16 protein-coding genes are annotated in these 16,241 nt (G+C 67.6%); 7 read left to right on the forward strand and 9 right to left on the reverse strand.

Features of this window, described 5'->3' with window-relative positions; translation table 11 throughout:
• Positions 1 to 179 precede the first annotated feature (179 nt).
• Positions 180 to 707, forward strand: coding sequence for a GNAT family N-acetyltransferase (locus tag DFR52_RS20400; RefSeq protein ID WP_110033876.1), 528 nt, complete (start codon positions 180 to 182; stop codon positions 705 to 707).
• A gap of 101 nt (positions 708 to 808) precedes the next feature.
• On the opposite strand, the gene DFR52_RS20405 is transcribed toward DFR52_RS20400, so the two are convergent.
• Genes DFR52_RS20405 through DFR52_RS20420 form a run of 4 tightly spaced genes read right to left on the reverse strand, consistent with a single transcriptional unit; the run spans position 809 to position 7,616 of the window.
• On the reverse strand, positions 809 to 2,869 hold the full coding sequence (locus DFR52_RS20405) for a hypothetical protein (RefSeq protein ID WP_110033877.1): 2,061 nt from the start codon (positions 2,867 to 2,869) through the stop codon (positions 809 to 811).
• Between the two features lies 1 nt (position 2,870).
• Complete coding sequence (locus DFR52_RS20410; RefSeq protein WP_110033878.1) at positions 2,871 to 5,678, reverse strand: DUF4159 domain-containing protein; 2,808 nt, start codon at positions 5,676 to 5,678, stop codon at positions 2,871 to 2,873.
• The gene (locus tag DFR52_RS20415; protein ID WP_110033879.1) at positions 5,678 to 6,598 is read right to left on the reverse strand and encodes a DUF58 domain-containing protein; all 921 of its coding nucleotides are present in this window, start codon (positions 6,596 to 6,598) and stop codon (positions 5,678 to 5,680) included. The genes DFR52_RS20410 and DFR52_RS20415 overlap by 1 nt, the downstream gene beginning before the upstream one ends.
• A 4-nt stretch (positions 6,599 to 6,602) precedes the next feature.
• Positions 6,603 to 7,616, reverse strand: a complete 1,014-nt coding sequence (locus DFR52_RS20420; RefSeq protein ID WP_110033880.1) for an AAA family ATPase — start codon at positions 7,614 to 7,616, stop codon at positions 6,603 to 6,605.
• Positions 7,617 to 7,762: 146 nt separating this feature from the next.
• Between DFR52_RS20420 and DFR52_RS20425 the strand changes: the two genes are divergently transcribed.
• The 3 genes from DFR52_RS20425 to DFR52_RS20435 all read left to right on the forward strand — a co-directional run bounded on the left by DFR52_RS20425 (position 7,763) and on the right by DFR52_RS20435 (position 10,337).
• Entirely contained in the window at positions 7,763 to 8,395 is a 633-nt protein-coding gene (locus DFR52_RS20425; RefSeq protein WP_110033881.1) for a DUF1285 domain-containing protein, read from the forward strand.
• Between the two features lie 71 nt (positions 8,396 to 8,466).
• Positions 8,467 to 9,072: a CoA pyrophosphatase gene (locus tag DFR52_RS20430; protein ID WP_245415439.1), complete on the forward strand. Its 606-nt coding sequence runs from the start codon at positions 8,467 to 8,469 to the stop codon at positions 9,070 to 9,072.
• Complete coding sequence (locus DFR52_RS20435) at positions 9,069 to 10,337, forward strand: CCA tRNA nucleotidyltransferase (protein ID WP_110033882.1); 1,269 nt, start codon at positions 9,069 to 9,071, stop codon at positions 10,335 to 10,337. Before DFR52_RS20430 ends, DFR52_RS20435 begins: the two co-directional genes overlap by 4 nt.
• Before the next feature lie 49 nt (positions 10,338 to 10,386).
• On the opposite strand, the gene DFR52_RS20440 is transcribed toward DFR52_RS20435, so the two are convergent.
• Together DFR52_RS20440 and hemF are read right to left on the reverse strand one after the other, a co-directional pair.
• Complete coding sequence (locus tag DFR52_RS20440) at positions 10,387 to 10,572, reverse strand: DUF1059 domain-containing protein (protein WP_110033883.1); 186 nt, start codon at positions 10,570 to 10,572, stop codon at positions 10,387 to 10,389.
• A gap of 107 nt (positions 10,573 to 10,679) precedes the next feature.
• Positions 10,680 to 11,588, reverse strand: coding sequence for an oxygen-dependent coproporphyrinogen oxidase (hemF, locus tag DFR52_RS20445; RefSeq protein WP_110033884.1), 909 nt, complete (start codon positions 11,586 to 11,588; stop codon positions 10,680 to 10,682).
• 137 nt (positions 11,589 to 11,725) lie between these two features.
• Between hemF and DFR52_RS20450 the strand changes: the two genes are divergently transcribed.
• Positions 11,726 to 11,998, forward strand: coding sequence for a hypothetical protein (locus DFR52_RS20450; RefSeq protein ID WP_110033885.1), 273 nt, complete (start codon positions 11,726 to 11,728; stop codon positions 11,996 to 11,998).
• A 59-nt stretch (positions 11,999 to 12,057) separates the two neighbouring features.
• On the opposite strand, the gene DFR52_RS20455 is transcribed toward DFR52_RS20450, so the two are convergent.
• Both DFR52_RS20455 and soxR read right to left on the reverse strand, forming a co-directional pair.
• The gene (locus tag DFR52_RS20455; protein WP_110034106.1) at positions 12,058 to 12,543 is read right to left on the reverse strand and encodes a hypothetical protein; all 486 of its coding nucleotides are present in this window, start codon (positions 12,541 to 12,543) and stop codon (positions 12,058 to 12,060) included.
• 147 nt (positions 12,544 to 12,690) lie between these two features.
• Entirely contained in the window at positions 12,691 to 13,191 is a 501-nt protein-coding gene (gene soxR / locus DFR52_RS20460) for a redox-sensitive transcriptional activator SoxR (RefSeq protein ID WP_110033886.1), read from the reverse strand.
• Between the two features lie 77 nt (positions 13,192 to 13,268).
• Here soxR and DFR52_RS20465 point away from each other — a divergent pair, with 77 nt between their 5' ends.
• Positions 13,269 to 13,652 carry a VOC family protein gene (locus DFR52_RS20465; RefSeq protein ID WP_110033887.1) on the forward strand — a complete coding sequence of 128 codons (384 nt, stop codon included), beginning with the start codon at positions 13,269 to 13,271 and terminating at the stop codon, positions 13,650 to 13,652.
• 12 nt (positions 13,653 to 13,664) lie between these two features.
• On the opposite strand, the gene DFR52_RS20470 is transcribed toward DFR52_RS20465, so the two are convergent.
• Positions 13,665 to 14,123 (reverse strand): tRNA (cytidine(34)-2'-O)-methyltransferase, encoded by a 459-nt coding sequence (locus DFR52_RS20470; RefSeq protein ID WP_110034108.1) that lies wholly within the window; start codon positions 14,121 to 14,123, stop codon positions 13,665 to 13,667.
• A gap of 255 nt (positions 14,124 to 14,378) precedes the next feature.
• On the opposite strand from DFR52_RS20470, the gene DFR52_RS20475 reads away from it, so the two are divergent.
• Positions 14,379 to 16,241 (forward strand): ABC transporter ATP-binding protein, encoded by a 1,863-nt coding sequence (locus DFR52_RS20475; RefSeq protein WP_110033888.1) that lies wholly within the window; start codon positions 14,379 to 14,381, stop codon positions 16,239 to 16,241.

Genomic DNA, 16,241 nt, shown 5'->3' on the forward strand with positions numbered 1-16,241 from the left:
CGTTTTGGATTGGACGCCGCGGGTCGCATCTGCTATCTGCGGTCACGGTCGCGCAGCTTTGCGCGACGTGCACCAGGAGCAACCGGATGCTGTCTTGCAGGGACCTTCGACGAAGCTGAGCCCGTCCGCGCGTGCCACGCGCGCCCGTGAATGCTTGTCCCTATCCTCCGGAATTTCCCATGTCTCACTCGGACTTTGTCTATCTCACCGAGGACGCATCGCATGATGCGGCCATCCTGCTGATCAACGAGGAAGCTTTCGGGCCGGGCCGCTTCACCCGCGCCGCCGAGCGCATCCGCGAGCAGGGCCCGCATGACCGGCGGCTGTCGTTCATCTGCGCCGACCGCGGCGAGGTGATCGCCTCCGTGCGGATGACGCCGGTGCTCGCCGGCATGACGGACGCGCATCTGCTCGGCCCGCTCGCCGTGCGGCCTTCGCACAAGAATCGCGGCGTCGGCCGGGAACTGGTGCGCATCGCCGTGGACGCGGCCAGGCGCGCCGGCAGCCATGCCGTCATCCTGATCGGCGATCCGCCCTATTACAGGCCGCTGGGTTTCGAACCGACACGGCCGGGAGCGCTTGTCCTGCCGGGTCCTGTCGATCCGCACCGGGTGCTGGCCGCCTGCATCGACGGGGTCGCGGCGACGGATCTGGCCGGCGTGCTGCGCCATCGCTCGCTCCGGCACGGCATCCCGCGGGGCGTGTAGAGCGCCTCTCGCTGTGCCGGATCGCGGAATCGATCGGGTTGCCGCAAGTTCTGTGCTGAGGTGCGATTGACTTCGTCTGGAAATGCTCCAGGCGGGCGGGGTCAGCGGCCCTCGCGGAACCAGGTGGCGCCCATGGCCAGGATCATCAGCACAAGCCCGAGGACGCCGGCAAACAGCGGCACGCTGCGCACGCCGACGAGAATGCTCTCGCCGCTGCTGCGCAAGGCCATGCGCTCTCCGGACTGGCGCGGAACCGTGCGGACCGGCAGGACCTGCGGCAGGTCGGACACCTCGGCGTTGACGCGGGCCACCAGGCCGCCGCTTTCGTCGGCCACCGGCTGCAGCGGCCGGGTGGTCGAGACGGTGGCGCGGAACTCCGGCGCATCGACCGCGCCGACATGGGCGAGCGCGGTCAGATCGCCGTTGCTCACCTCGACCAGCCCGGGCTGATCGAGGGCGACCTCGGCGCGGAAGATGCCTGCCTCCGCCGCCTGCAGAGGGATCTCTCGGGTCTCGCCGGAGGGGAGGCGGATGCGGGCCGGCGGCACCGTGTCGGCCATGGTCTGGCGCTCGATGATCAGCCTGCGGCCGGTGGCGGTGGCTCTGAGCGCTTCCTCTTCGAGCGACGGCTCCTTCATCAGCCAGTGGGCGATCCGGCGATACAGCGCCACCGACGGCCCGCCGCCCTCGAAGCCGCGGGCCCAGAGCCAACCCTGATCCGACAGAAGCATGGCGACCCGGCCCTCGCCGTAGCGGTTGAGCACCAGCAGAGGGGACTTGTCGTCCGTCTCCATCACCTGGTCGCCGACGACGGCACCCACAGGCACCGAGCGGAACCAGCGGCCCCAGCCGGGCGGCTCGGTGCCGGCGCCGGGCAGGCCGCGGGTCACCGGGTGGCGGAGTCCTGCATCGGACAGGCGCGGATAGAATCCGCCCGTTCTGACGTCGCCGCGCGGCACGGCGGGCAGGGCAGGCGCAAGCGGCGTCTCGGCGATCGATTCCCGGCCGGAGAATTCCGGTCCGGCGGCGACGAGCAGCGCTCCGCCATCCTCGACATAGCGGGCGATGTAATCGTAGTAGAGCACCGGCAGCACGCCGCGGTTCTGATAGCGGTCGAAGATGATGAGGTCGAACTCGTCGATCTTCTCGACAAAGAGTTCGCGTGTCGGAAAGGCGATCAGCGACAGTTCGCCGATCGGGGTGCCGTCCTGCTTCTCCGGCGGCCGCAGAATGGTGAAATGCACCAGATCGACGGAGGCGTCGGATTTGAGCAGGTTGCGCCATGCGCGCTCCCCGGCATGGGGCTCGCCCGAGACCAGCAGCACGCGGAGGTTTTCGCGGATGCCCTCGACCTCGGCGACGGCAAGATTGTTGCTCTGCGAAATCTCGCCCGGCAGATCGGCGACGGACAATTCGACGATGTTGGCGCCACCGCGCGGCACCTTGAAGACGAACTGGCTTTCCTCGCCGGGCACCGCCATCTCGGTCGAAATGTCCTCGCCGTTGACGCGGGTGGTGACGGCCACCGGACCGCGGTCGCCGGGGCCGTCGACGGAGACGCGGTAGACGATGTCCTGGTTCTCGCCGACAATGCCGAAGCGCGGCCCGCGCACGATCTCGATGCGGCGGTCGACCTCGTTGTCGTCGCCGGTGATCAGCGCGTGCAGCGGCGCGTCGAGCCCCAGCGCAGCGGCGGTGCCGGGAACGTCGTGGACCTGGCCGTCGGTGATCATCACCGCGCCGGCGAGCCGCGACGTGGGGATGTCTCGGATGCCGTTCGACAGCGCCTCGAAAAGCCTCGTATCGGGCGAATTGCTGTCGGGATCGGTCACCGCCTCGATGATGCGGGTCTCGAAGGCGGGATAGCGGTCGAGACGCTCGATGAGCGCTTTCAGCGCCGCGTCGGTGCGCTCGGTGCGGCCGGCGATCGCCTGGCTCGGGCTGCGGTCGACGACGATGGAGACAATGCTCTTGACCGGCAGGCGATCCTCGAAATTGGCCACGGGATTGGCGAGCGCCAGAACCAGGGCCGCAAGAGCGAGCGCGCGCAGGAAAGCGCCGCGCAGCCTGGCATAGAGCGCCCAGCCGGCGAGGACGGCCGCCAGCACGGCGAGGGCCGCCAGAAGCCAGATCGGCACGAAGGGCGAGAAAGCCAGGCTCATGTCACTGCCCCAGCCTTTCGAGCAGGGCTGGAATGTGCACCTGGTCGGATTTGTAGTTGCCGGTCAGCATGTACATGACGATGTTGACGCCGGCGCGATAGGCATATTCACGCTGCCACGGATCGGGCGGCACGGTGGAATAGAGCGGCGTGCCGGTGTCGTCCACGGCCCATGCGCCGGCCAGGTCGTTGCCGGTGATCAGGATCGAGGAGACGCCGTCGCCGGCCCGTGCCGGCCGGGCCCCGTCGTCGGTCTGTTCCGGCAGCGCCTCGATCCAGAGCGGGCCATCGGCATAGCGGCCGGGGAAACTGTCGAGAAGAAAGAAGGACTTGGTGAGCACATGGTCCGCCGGAACCGGCTCCAGCGGGGGAATGTCGAGATCGGCGAGAATCGTCTGCAGCCGCAGCGTTTCGGGGCTGCCGCCGCCGGTGCCGATGTCGGCGATGCGGTCCCGGGTGTCGAAGAGAACGCTGCCGCCGCCCTTCATGTAGGCGTCGATGCGGCTTATCGCCGAGGCCGAGGGCATGGGGGAGTTGTCGCTCATCGGCCAGTAGATCAGCGGGTAGAAGGCCAGCTGGTCGGTCTCGATGTCGACGCCGACGGCGTCGCCCGGCTCGAGCGCGGTGCGGCCCGTCAGATAGCTCGACAGGCCGTCGAGACCGAGACGGCTGGTACGGTCGACATCGTCGTCGCCGGTGATCACATAGGCGAGATGCGTCCGGTCAAGCCGGTCGAGAATGTCGGCGTCCCCGGGCTGACTGTCCCCGGCGGCCTGAGCCCTGGCCGGATGGGGCATGGCAGCCAGCCCCGCGCCCAGCAGGAGAACCGCCGCCGCCGCCGCGCCGCGCGCCCTGAAGCGGCGGGCGGCTCCGCCCATCACCAGGACGATGAGCGTGTCGACGAGAAGCCCGAGCAGTGCTGCACCGAACAGCCACGGCTTGAAATCGAAGGCGGTGTCGCCGGCGATCGGCGCCCGGGTGACGGTCACATCGGTGTCCGGGACGGCCAGAGGTTCGAGCAGGTCTCCGGTTCCGAACAGATTGAGCGCGACGAAGCCGTCCTCGGTGCCATAGAGTCCCGGCGGATTGTCCGCGCCGGCGTGCGCCGGGATGCCGGTCGTGAGATCAAGCGGCCTGGCGTCGCCCGAGGCGGGCACCAGCCCGCCGCTCGCGTCCAGCAGCCGCCAGGGCGGCAGGATCCCGGACGCAGTTCCACCGGCCCCCGCCACCGCATGGGAGAGCTGCACGACGCGGCGCAGCATATCGACGAAATGGCCCGAGATCGGCAGGTTGGACCAGCCGGCCGCCGCCGTGACATGGAACAGCACGATGCGGCCGCCGCCGCGCTCGGCGGCGGTGACCAGCGGCGTGCCGTCGGCAAGGCTCGCCCAGGTGCGCGCTGCAAGATCCGCGGAGGGTTCGGCCAGCACCTGGCGGCTGACGGTGACATCCTGCGGCGACGGCAGTCCGGCGAATGGCCCCGTGACCGGATAGTCGGCCAGCGGCTGCGGCTCGACCCAGGACAGCGCGCCGCCGAGCTCGCGCTCGCCCTTGCGCAGTTGCACCGGTACCAGCGGATCGTCGGCGGGAGCAGCCGCCAGTCGAGGTCCGGCAAAGCGAACCAGCGTGCCGCCGCGATTGACCCACTCCTCCAGCTGCCTGCCCGGTTCATCGGGCAGGATGCCGATGTCGGCCATGATGATGACGGCGGGATTCTGCGCGATCAGCGACGGAATGGCCTGACTCAAATCGGCGCTTTCGGCCCTGACCAGGTCGGCATAGGGCGCGAGAGCCCTGTTGATGTAGTAGAGCGGCGAGAGCAGCGGCTGGGCGATGTCGGCGGCCTCGCCGGAGATCAGCGCAACGCGACGACGGCGGAAGCTGTCGTCAAGCAGACGGACACCGCCGGCGGTGGGCTCGGCGCCCACGGAGATGCGGGCGATGTCGTTGCGCAGCTCGAAGGGGGCCTCGATGGTGCCGCCGGCGGCACCCTCTCCGGCCTCGAAGCTCAGCCGGCCGGCGGCGATGTCGTGGCCCCGGATGTCCCGCGCGGTCAGGGTCTCGGTCCCCGTTGCGGCTTCCGGCAGGCGGCTGGCGGTGACTTCCAGCGACTCGGCGCCGTTGGAAGCGGAGGTCAGGGCGGGCGGCCTGCCCGCGCCCGATTCGATCAGCCGGAATTCGGCCGGCCCGAGATCGAGCAGGCGCTTCAGGGCGTCGGCGCTGTCCGGCGTGGCTATGCCGTCGCTGAGGAAGGCAACGGTGCCGGGCCGGACGCCGTCGAGGCCGGCGATGATGGCGCCGACGGTGGCATCGCGTTCGGGCCTTGCGGGGCGGGGGGCGGCGGCGAGCAGCTGCTCGCGGGCATGGTCGGCGGTACCGGGGGAGGCGTCGTTGCGGCGATCCGCCGTCAGCGCGATGATCACCGGCAGCTCGCTGGTCTCCGCGTCGCCGATCAGCATTTCCGCCGCACTGACGCGCGCATCCCAGTCGGGCGCCGCAGCCCAGCTGTTGTCGATCATGATCACCAGCGGCCCGTCGGAGGCCAGCGAATTGTCGCGCGGATTGAGCACCGGCTCGGAGAGGGCGAGGATCACCAGGGCCGCCACCAGCAGCCTGAGCGCCGTGAGCCACCAGGGGCTGTGCGCCGGCGTTTCCTCGGTCTTGAGCACGCGGGCAAGAATGGACAGCGGCGCAAAGGGCTCGGCCTGCGGCCGCGGCGGCGTCAGCCTCAGCAACCACCAGATCACCGGCAGTGCCAGCAAGCCGAACAGCAGCGCCGGGGCGCCGAAGGCGATCGGGAGCCCGCCCATCAGCGCGCCTCCGTCTTCATCACGCCCGGCACGCCCGACAGTCGTCCGTGCAGCGCGGCGAGCGCCTCGGAGGCGGGGCGGTCGGTGCGGTGGGGCAGAAAGCTCCAGCCCAGGCGCCGGACTTCGGCCCCCATGGCCTCGCGCCGCGCCAGCCAGACGCGTCGATAGTCGGCGGCCACGGTTTCGGCGCGGCCGGCCACCAGCTTGGCGCCGGTTTCCGGATCGCGGAATTCGGTGCGGCCGGAATAGGGGAAGGTCTCCTCGGCTGGATCATAGACCTCGATGGCGTGGCCGCGGATGCCGCGCCGCGCCGCGGGGGCGATGCAGCCCTCCAGCGTGTCGGCCTCGTCGAGGAAGTCACCGATCAGCACCACTTCGCTGCTGCGGCTGATCCGGCCCAGATCGGGCATGCCGGCGGGCCCGGACCTGGCCAGCGACAATGCCATGGCCAGCCGCTCGGCGGCGTTGCGCGAGGCCACCGGCTCAAGCACGCCGGGAAAGGCGATGCGCTCGCCGGACCGAGAGAGCAGTTCGGCTGCGGCCAGCAGCAGCACCAGCGCGCGGCTCTCCTTGGAGACCAGGCCGAGATCGGACTTGAAATGCATCGACGGCGACAGGTCGGCCCAGAGCCAGATGGTGTGGGCGGCCTCCCATTCGCGGTCGCGGACATAGAGACTGTCGTCGCGGGCCGAGCGGCGCCAGTCGATGCGCGACAGCGATTCGCCGTCGACATAGGGGCGGAACTGCCAGAAGGTCTCGCCGATGCCACGCTTGCGGCGGCCATGCCAGCCGGCGATCACCGTGTTGGCGACGCGACGCGCTTCGGCCAGGCAATCGGGCAGCAGGGCGGCGCGTTGGCGGGCGCGGGCGAGTGCGTCAAGCCGGGTCGTCGATTGCGTGAGCTGGCCGCGAGCCGCCATCCGGTCAGCCGGCCTGCGGGGCTGCGAGCCCGGCAATGACATCGCGGATGCCGACGCCCTCGGCGCGGGCGGCGAATGTCAGCGCCATGCGGTGCTGCAGCACCGGTTCGGCCAGTGCGCGGACATCGTCGACCGACGGCGCCAGCCGACCGTCATAGAGCGCGCGCGCGCGCGCGCAGAGCATCATCGCCTGCCCGGCGCGCGGGCCGGGACCCCAGGCGACATGGGCGTCGGTGGTCTTGTTGCCGTGCCCGGGACGGGCGGAGCGGACCAGCTCGAGAATCGCGTCGACCACCGTTTCGGGCACCGGCATCTGCCGGATCAGCGACTGGATCGAGGCCAGGCGGACGGCATCGATGGCGGCCCGCGGCTCGGCCTCGTTGACGCCGGTGGTTTCCATCAGGATGCGGCGCTCGGCGGCCATTTCCGGATAGGGCACGTCGACCTGCATCAGGAAGCGGTCGAGCTGGGCTTCGGGCAGCGGGTAGGTGCCTTCCTGCTCCAGCGGGTTCTGGGTGGCCAGCACATGGAACGGCCGCGGCAGGTCGTGGCGGGCGCCGGCGACGGTGACATGGTATTCCTGCATAGCCTGGAGCAGCGCCGACTGGGTGCGCGGCGAGGCGCGGTTGATCTCGTCGGCCATCAGCAGCTGGGTGAAGACCGGGCCGGGCACGAAACGGAACGAACGGCGTCCGGCCTCGTTCTGGTCCATGACTTCGGAGCCGAGAATGTCCGACGGCATCAGGTCGGGGGTGAACTGGATCCGGTTGGCCGACAGGCCGAGCACGGTGCCCAGCGTCGAAACGAGCTTGGTCTTGGCGAGGCCGGGAACGCCAACCAGCAGGGCGTGACCGCCGGAGAGCACGGCCAGAAGGGTGCGTTCGACCACGCTCTCCTGGCCGAAGATGACCTCCGACACTGCCTCGCGGATCGAGGCGATGTCCTCAAGCGCCTGTTCCGCCGCGGCGATCATCGCCTTTTCGTCGCCTGGCGCGGTGCCTGTGTCGATGCGTCCCATGGGGTTCTCCGCTTGCTTGCCGGTGTGGGCCCGGGGGCTCACATTGCACCATCGTGGCTCGGAAGACAGCTTATTCGCCCGTCAAAGGCTGACAAGTGCCGCTGAGTTCACTATCTCATTACCTGACCGAATAGCTGGACAGGACAATGGCAAAAACAAGGACGACCGAACAAACAGATGCATCGGGGCTAGCCGCGATGATCAGCCGGGCCGCGGGAGACCGCAATGCCGGCAAGGACGGTCTGCCGCCGATCGAACGCTGGAACCCTGACTATTGCGGCGATATCGACATGGAAATCCGCGCCGACGGCACCTGGTTCTACATGGGCACGCCGATCGGCAGGGCGCCGCTGGTGCGGCTGTTTTCCACGGTCCTCAGGCGCGACGATGACGGCAAGACCTATCTGATCACGCCTGTGGAAAAGATCGGCATCCGGGTGGTCGATGCGCCGTTCCTGGCCGTCGAGATGACGCGCACGGTCGAGGACGACGGACCGGTGCTGACCTTCCGCACCAATGTCGGCGACGTGGTCCGCGCCGGCCCCGACAATCCAATCCGGTTCGTGGTCGAGGGTGACGACAGGCAGCTCAAGCCCTATCTGCTGGTCCGCGGCAGGCTGGAAGCGCTCGTCAGCCGGGCGGTCACCTATGATCTCCTGGCGCTGGGCGAGGAGGCCGAGATCGACGGCACGGCGATGTTCGTGCTGCGCTCGACCGGCGCCGTCTTCCCGGTGATGCCGATGGCCGAGACCGGCGCCGACGTCGGTGCCGCGGAGTGACTGACCACGCCGAAGAGCGATTCGACGCCCGGGACTTCCGGCGCCGCGCGATCGCGCATGTGCCCGAGCGGGTGCTGGGACTGGAGGACGCGGACGAGAATGCCGACGCCGCCGGCCCGTCCTTCCTGGCGCATGGCGATCATGTGCTCAACCCGGATATGGTGTCGCGTCTGGTCGGCACGCAGTTGCGCGAGGCGGCCGTGCTTGTGCCGGTGATCGATGACGGCGCCGAGCCGCGCGTCATCCTCACCCGACGGTCCGCGGCCATGCGCCGGCATTCGGGTCAGGTCGCCTTTCCCGGCGGCTCGGTGGATGCAGGCGACGGGACGGTGGAAGTGGCCGCGATGCGCGAGGCGGAAGAGGAGATCGGCCTCGACCGCAGCTTTGTCGAACCGGTGGGCCAATTGCCGGTGTATCTGACCACGACGGGCTTCCGGATCACGCCGGTGCTGGCGCTGGTCCGGCCCGGCTACCGTCTCGTGGCCAATCCGGACGAGGTCGACGCCGTCTTCGAGGTGCCGCTGGCCTTTCTGATGGACCCGGCCAACCACCGCCGCGAAAGCCGCATCTGGGAGGGCATCGAACGCCATTACTACGTCATGCCCTATGGCGAGCATCACATTTGGGGCGTGACGGCGGGCATCATCCGCACGCTGTACGAAAGGCTTTATGCATGAGCATCGCTCCTCCCAATCTCTCCGGCGAGGGCTGGTTCGCCGATCCGGCCTTGCAGCGCATCTTCGCGCTGCTCAATGCCGATGGCGGCGAGGTGCGGGTGGTGGGCGGTGCGGTGCGCAACGCGCTGATGGGGGTCAAGGTCGGCGACATCGATCTCGCCACCACCTGGCGGCCCGAGGAGGTGGTCAAACGGGCCGCCGCGGCCGGCATCAAGGCAGTCCCGACCGGTATCGACCATGGCACCGTGACGCTGTTGATCGGGGGGCACGGCTTCGAGGTGACGACGCTCCGGCACGACGTCGAGACCGACGGCCGGCGGGCGACGGTGGCATTCGGGGCCGACTGGTCGGCGGATGCGCGCCGTCGCGACCTGACCATCAACGCCCTCTATGTCGATCAGTCCGGCACGGTGTTCGACTGGGTCGGCGGGCTGGCCGACATCGACAGCCGCACGATCCGCTTCATCGGCGAGGCGCCGGAGCGGATTGCCGAGGATCATCTCAGGATCCTGCGCTATTTCCGCTTCTTCGCCCATTATGGCGGCGGGCGTCCGGATGCCGACGCCCTGCGGGCTTCGGCGCGCGCCAAGGACAAGCTCGCCACGCTCTCGGCGGAACGGGTGTGGAAGGAACTCAAGGCGCTTCTCGGAGCGGCGGATCCGGGCCGGGCGCTGCTGTGGATGCGGCAGGCGGGGGTGCTCGCGGCGGTGCTGCCGGAAACCGAAAAATGGGGCATCGACTCGATGCCGGGCCTGATCGCCAGCGAGCAGGCCCGGGGCTGGGAGCCCGACGCGCTCATGCGGCTGATGGCGATCGTTCCCCCCGACCCGCTGCGGGTGGCGGCGATGGCGGGACGGCTGAAGCTGTCGCGCGCAGAGGCAGAGCGGCTCAACGCCTGGGCCGGCACGCCGCAGCCGGCCGCGGGGCTGGCGGAAACAGCGCTCGACCGCATGCTGTACAAGCACGGCCCGCAGCCGGTCACCGACCGCCTGCGGCTGGCGCTGGTGGTGGCGCGCGGCCGGCCCGATCCGACCGAGGATTCGGCTCCGAGCCCGGAACTTGCCGGACTGACGCGGCTTCTCGCGCGCGCCGGCAGATGGGTGCGGCCGGACTTTCCGCTTACGGGAAAGGATCTCATTGCCGCGGGCATCAAGCCGGGACCGGATCTGGGCACGAAACTCGCCGCGGCCGAGGAACGCTGGATTCACTCCAACTTCGTCCTCGACCGGGCGCAACTGCTGGCGTTTCTCAACCTGACGGGCTGACCGGAGCCGGCCGGCTCCATCCGGCAGCGTGCGCCGGTCGTCGCCCGCCTCAGGCGGCGTCCTGTTCGTCCTGGATGCGCGCCTTGATCTGCTCGATCATCGATTCGCGGATGATCGTCTCGCCGTGGGTCTGGCGGAGATGATCGACCGAGCGGGAGACGATTTCCGCCTCGCTGTCGCTACGCGTGTGCCAGTCGCAACCCGGCACAAGTGTTCCGCAATGGAAGGTCTTCATGGGGTGTCCTCCTTTTCGAGACCGAAAATGAAACAACGCCATGACCGGCTGGTGCCGGCCGACGGACCGCGAGTCTATCGCAAAACCGGCCGGATTGCACCCTCGGCTCAGGGATACATCACCACCGGCGGCAGGGAGGACAGGATCGAGGGCACGTTGCCGCCGGTCTTCAGGCCGAAGATCGTGCCGCGGTCGTAGAGCAGGTTGAACTCGACATAGCGGCCGCGGCGAATGAGCTGCTCGGTGCGCTCGTCTTGCGTCCAGGGCTGGTTGAAATTGGCGCGCACGATCTTGGGGTAGACGACGTTGAAGGCGCGGCCGACATCCTGGGTGAAGGCCAGGTCGGCATTCCAGCCGCCGTCGGCGTCGTCGGAATGCTGCCAGTCGTAGAAGATGCCGCCGATGCCGCGCTGCTCGTTGCGATGCGGCAGGAAGAAATACTCGTCGCACCACTCCTTGAACTTCGGGTGATCGGCGACCGCATGGCGGTTGCAGGCGATCTGCATGGCCCGGTGGAACAGCAGCGCATCGGGATCCGTCGCCGTGCGGCGCGCGTCGAGAACCGGGGTCAGGTCGGCGCCGCCGCCGAACCAGTGGCTGGTGGTCACCACCATGCGGGTGTTCATGTGCACGGTGGGCACGTGCGGATTGAGCGGATGGGCAATGAGCGAGATCCCTGAGGCCCAAAAGCGCGGGTCCTCCTCGGCGCCGGGTATCTGCTTGCGGAACTCAGGCGAGAACTCGCCGAACACGGTCGAGGTGTGAATGCCGGCCTTCTCGAACACCCGGCCCTTCAGCATCGACATGACGCCGCCGCCCGAGTCGCCCTCCCGGGTCCATGGCGTTCGCACGAAGCGGCCGGGCTCGCCCTCGCCCTGGGGGTTGTCGACGGCGTCCTCGAGGCTCTCGAAACTGGCGCAGAGCGTGTCGCGGAGCTGCTCGAACCAGCTGCGTGCGAGCGTCTTCTTGGCTTCGATGTCGGCGGGCAGACCGACGGGCAGTGCGGGGCGTTGCATGAAAAATCCTTGATGTTTGATGGATGCATAGCAGCAACATCGATTCCGGGAAACTCTCTGCGGTCACCGGCGTTGTTTTGCCGGACTCGCGGAATTGCGCGTTTGCCGCTATTGTGATGCCGGAACAAGGATCAGCGATGAGCCGACTGCCTCCCCGCCCGCCGCTTGACGGACTGCGCCGCCAGCTGGCGCGCGCCCGTTCGCAGCCCGCATCCGAAGCCTCGGGGCGGACGCCCGGTGCGTTCGTGCGCGAGACCTACCTGATGAGCCGAGAAGAGGCGCGCTCCAAGGCGAGGGAGTGGTTCTCCACCTGGCCGAAGGCCGCCTACTGGACCGAAGTCGAAAGCTGGCGGCCGCTGCCGGACGACCGGATCGAATTCACCATGCGAAGGCTGCCGACGGCGGACTGAGCCGGTGGACGCATCGCTCGTCCAAAGATGCCTTCAGTTTTCCAGCGTTGCCGGCGCGATCAGGCGATGGCCGGACGGAATCGTCTGACCGCCAGATATCCAGCTGCGAGCGCGCCGATCAGCACTATGGCCTGAACGATGGCGAAGGGCGGCTCCGATCCGTTCGGCGCCAGCGCATGCAAGAACGGCACCTTCAGGAATGACTGAACCACGAGCACGAAGCAGTTGAAATAGAGTGCCGCAACGGACGTGGCGATAAAGATCGTCCGCCACCCGCCCGACAGATGGAACCGGTAGAGCGCCACCAGTGCGACAGCCAGGATGATGGTCGAGATGAGGCCGACCCCTATCGCCGGCGTGAATCCCTTGAACGGGAACAGGAACCCTGTCAGCGTCGTGGCGATGGTGGTCCAGAGAAAGAAGCCGGTCCAGCGCGACATGGTGTTCGCTCGCAACCAGTGGGCCAGCACCGCGAGGCCACTGACGATTGCGACCAGACTGAGAAGAACGTGAAACAGCGTGAAAGCAGTCAAACCGAAGCTCATGGCCATATCCCCTGATTCCAAAGAGATTGCTGCATTTGCCTACAGGGCTAATATTCTACTTGAAATTGCTTTTGTCGAATTGATTCTTCTGCGGCATACCGACTTTCTGCCGGCGTTCGCGATTTCCGGTTAGCGCATGTCCTCAGATCAACAATCGTGATCGATACCCACTGTTTCAGGCCGCGGCACGCCGTCGCGGACACTGTCCTGAAGAACCAGGCGCGGTCCCTTGCCGTGGCGGGCGGCGCGGTCTTCGGGGTTGTAGAGCCGGCAGGTGTCGAGCGACAGGCAGCCGCAGCCGATACAGCCGTCGAGCCGGTTGCGCAGGCGTTCGAGCTGCCCGATCTTCTCATCGAGGTGCGACCGGAAGCCGAGGCTGATCTTCTCCCAGTCCGCCTTCGTCGGGGTTCGTTCCAGCGGCAGCGTCCGCAGCTGGCGGCGGATCTCGTCGAGCGAAAAGCCCAGTTGCTGGGCGATGAGGACGAAGGACAGGCGGCGGATGTCGGAGCGCAGGAACTGGCGTCGTCCGCCCGGCGTTCGCCGCGCGCTGACCAGGCCCTCATCCTCATAGTAGCGGATGGCGGAGACGGCGAGCCCGGTGCGGCGGGCGACGTCGCCGATGGAGATCAGGCCGGGGGCTGTGGTCATGATGAAAAACTCCTTGACCTCAAGTTAACTTGAGGAAGTAGCGTGTCAACCACTGCATCAGCCCTCAGGAGATCATCATGTCTGAAACGGCCCTCGAACATGTCAATTTCACAGTCACCGACGCGCGCGCCACCGCGGAGCGGATGACGAAGCTTTTCGGCTGGAAGATCCGCTGGCAGGGGCCGTCGATCGACAAGGGGTTCTCGGTCCATGTCGGCGACGATTCGTCCTATCTGGCGCTTTATACCCCACCCACCACGAAAGCCCGTCAGGGCAATGCACGACGCGAAGTTGGCAATCTCAACCATGTCGGCGTGGTCGTCGAAAACCTCGACGCGGTGGAGGCGAAGATCAGGGCCATGGGGTATGCAACCCATTCGCATGCCGACTACGAGCCTGGTCGCCGCTTCTATTTCGACGATGGCGACGGCATCGAATTCGAGGTGGTGAGCTACGCCTGACGGCCTTGGCGGTCAGGTGCGGGTCTGGCGCAACGCCTCGCTGGCGAGGATGGCCGCCGAAAGCGCCAGATTGAGCGAGCGGGCGCCGGGCTGCATCGGGATGACGACACGGGCGTCGGCGAGCGCGTGGACCGATTCGGGCACGCCGGCGCTTTCGCGGCCGAAGAGCAGGATGTCGTCTGTCCTGTAGGCAAAGTCGAGATAGGGCAGGGCCGCCTTGGTGGTCGACAGCACCAGCCGGCGTCCGGTCTTCTTCCTCCAGCCTTCGAAAGTGTCGAAGGAGACGTGGTTGGTCAGCGCCGCCAGTTCGAGATAGTCCATGCCGGCGCGCTTGAGGTTGCGGTCGGACATGTCGAAGCCGGCGGGCCCGATGACATGCACCTCGATGCCGAGGCAGGCGCCGAGCCGCAGGATCGAGCCGGTGTTGCCGGGAATGTCGGGCTGGTAGAGGGCGATGGCGGGTTTGGTCATGTCGCTTCCTTGCCACAGCGCCGGCCCGACGCAAAGCGCCTTGATCGCGCCCATCTTTTCGTCTTGGGTTTGACGGTGTAAGGCATTCGCTTCGCGGGTTGCGGCGCCGATGCGCCGAGGCCGGGTTGAACGCCGCCCGCTCAAGCCTGTCAGGACAGGCGGCAGCCATCACAGGATCGCTTGCGCCCATGGCCACCGGCCGGGGTCGGCAGGCGCCTTCTCTTTTCGCGGCCAGAGCCGCACAGGATCCGGATCATGTTCGCCTGGTTTGAACGCCGCCTCAATCCCTATCCCGCCCCGGAGCCGCAGGCGCCGCCGCAGGGGCTGATCGCCTTCTGCTGGCACTATTCGCGCGACGCCGCGCCGTGGCTGGTGATGATGGGGATCACCGCCGCACTGATCTCGGTGGGCGAGGTGATGCTGTTCGGCTTCCTCGGCTCGATCGTCGACTGGCTGTCCACCGCCGACCAGGCGGGCTTCCTCGAGCGCGAAGGCACGCGGCTGGCCTGGATGGGCGCCATGGTGCTGATCGGCCTGCCGCTGACGGTCTATCTGCATTCGACGATCATCCACCAGACCCTGCTCGGCAATTACCCGATGATCGCGCGCTGGCAGATGCACCGCTACCTGCTGCGCCAGAGCCTGACCTTCTTCGCCAACGAGTTCGCCGGACGCGTCGCCACCAAGGTGATGCAGACCTCGCTGGCGATCCGCGAATCGGTGATGAAGCTCACCGATGTCTTCGTCTATGTGCTGGTCTATTTCATTGCCATGATCACCATGGTGGCGAGCGCCGACTGGCGGCTGGCGCTGCCGCTGGTCGCCTGGGTCATCATCTATGCCTCGCTGATCCGCTATTTCGTGCCGCGGATGAGCGCCATTGCCGCCGATCAGGCGGATGCCCGATCCGCCATGACCGGCCGGATCGTCGACAGCTACACCAACATTTCCACCGTGAAGCTGTTCTCGCATTCGCGCCGCGAGGAAGATTATGCGCGGGAAAGCATGGACCAGTTCCTCGAGACCGTGCACCGGCAGATGCGGCTCGTCACGCGACTGGAGACGAGCATCTATCTCAACAATTCGGTGCTGGTCTTCCTGGTCGCCGCGCTGTCGATCTACTTCTGGATGAACGGAATCGTCTCGGTCGGCGCCATTGCCGTGGTCATCGGGCTATCGCTCAGGATCAACGGCATGTCGCAGTGGATCATGTGGGAAGTGTCGGGCCTGTTCGAGAACATCGGCATCGTCCAGGACGGCATGGACATGATGGCCAGGCCGCACGACGTCGTCGACCGGCGCAATGCCGCCGTGCTTTCCGCCCGCCACGGCCAGATCGAATTCGACCAGGTGCGCTTCCACTACGGCAAGGCCAGCGGCGTGATCGAGGACCTGTCGCTGTCGATTCGCCCGGGAGAGAAGATCGGCCTCGTCGGTCGCTCCGGCGCCGGCAAGACCACTCTCGTCAACCTGCTCCTTCGCTTCTACAATCTTGAATCGGGGCGCATCCTCGTCGACGGCCAGAACATCGCCGAGATGACCCAGGACAGCCTGCGCGCGCAGATCGGCGTCGTCACCCAGGACACCTCGCTGCTGCATCGCTCGGTGCGCGACAACATCGCCTATGGCCGGCCGGACGCCACCGAGGCCGAAATCATCGAAGCCGCGCGCAAGGCCAATGCGCTCGAGTTCATCGCCGGGCTGGAGGACGCGGTCGGCCGCAAGGGGCTGGACGCCCATGTCGGCGAGCGCGGCGTCAAGCTGTCCGGCGGCCAGCGCCAGCGCATCGCCATCGCCCGGGTCTTTCTCAAGGACGCACCGATCCTGATGCTCGACGAAGCCACTTCGGCGCTTGATTCCGAAGTCGAGGCGGCGATCCAGGAAAACCTGTTCGCGCTGATGGAGAACAAGACGGTGATCGCGATTGCCCACCGGCTGTCGACGATCGCCGAAATGGACCGGCTGGTGGTGCTTGACCGCGGCGAGATCGTCGAGACCGGAACCCATGCCGAACTGGTGGCCGGCGGCGGCATCTATGCCGCCCTGTGGTCGCGGCAGTCGGGCGGCTTCATCGATGTGGATGCCGATGCCGATGCCGGACCGGCAGCAGCCGAATGA

The sequence above is a fragment of the Hoeflea marina genome (assembly GCF_003182275.1).
Lineage (GTDB): Bacteria > Pseudomonadota > Alphaproteobacteria > Rhizobiales > Rhizobiaceae > Hoeflea > Hoeflea marina.

What these genes read in the sequence shown, in the direction of transcription:
- DFR52_RS20415 (WP_110033879.1), bottom strand. Translation starts at nt 6,598, where the DNA reads ATGGCGGCTCGCGGCCAGCTCACGCAATCGACGACCCGGCTTGACGCA.
- DFR52_RS20405 (WP_110033877.1), bottom strand. Translation starts at nt 2,869, where the DNA reads ATGAGCCTGGCTTTCTCGCCCTTCGTGCCGATCTGGCTTCTGGCGGCC.
- DFR52_RS20450 (WP_110033885.1), top strand. Translation starts at nt 11,726, where the DNA reads ATGAGCCGACTGCCTCCCCGCCCGCCGCTTGACGGACTGCGCCGCCAG.
- DFR52_RS20400 (WP_110033876.1), top strand. Translation starts at nt 180, where the DNA reads ATGTCTCACTCGGACTTTGTCTATCTCACCGAGGACGCATCGCATGAT.
- DFR52_RS20425 (WP_110033881.1), top strand. Translation starts at nt 7,763, where the DNA reads ATGGCAAAAACAAGGACGACCGAACAAACAGATGCATCGGGGCTAGCC.
- DFR52_RS20440 (WP_110033883.1), bottom strand. Translation starts at nt 10,572, where the DNA reads ATGAAGACCTTCCATTGCGGAACACTTGTGCCGGGTTGCGACTGGCAC.
- hemF (WP_110033884.1), bottom strand. Translation starts at nt 11,588, where the DNA reads ATGCAACGCCCCGCACTGCCCGTCGGTCTGCCCGCCGACATCGAAGCC.
- DFR52_RS20470 (WP_110034108.1), bottom strand. Translation starts at nt 14,123, where the DNA reads ATGACCAAACCCGCCATCGCCCTCTACCAGCCCGACATTCCCGGCAAC.
- soxR (WP_110033886.1), bottom strand. Translation starts at nt 13,191, where the DNA reads ATGACCACAGCCCCCGGCCTGATCTCCATCGGCGACGTCGCCCGCCGC.
- DFR52_RS20435 (WP_110033882.1), top strand. Translation starts at nt 9,069, where the DNA reads ATGAGCATCGCTCCTCCCAATCTCTCCGGCGAGGGCTGGTTCGCCGAT.
- DFR52_RS20420 (WP_110033880.1), bottom strand. Translation starts at nt 7,616, where the DNA reads ATGGGACGCATCGACACAGGCACCGCGCCAGGCGACGAAAAGGCGATG.
- DFR52_RS20455 (WP_110034106.1), bottom strand. Translation starts at nt 12,543, where the DNA reads ATGAGCTTCGGTTTGACTGCTTTCACGCTGTTTCACGTTCTTCTCAGT.
- DFR52_RS20475 (WP_110033888.1), top strand. Translation starts at nt 14,379, where the DNA reads ATGTTCGCCTGGTTTGAACGCCGCCTCAATCCCTATCCCGCCCCGGAG.
- DFR52_RS20410 (WP_110033878.1), bottom strand. Translation starts at nt 5,678, where the DNA reads ATGGGCGGGCTCCCGATCGCCTTCGGCGCCCCGGCGCTGCTGTTCGGC.
- DFR52_RS20465 (WP_110033887.1), top strand. Translation starts at nt 13,269, where the DNA reads ATGTCTGAAACGGCCCTCGAACATGTCAATTTCACAGTCACCGACGCG.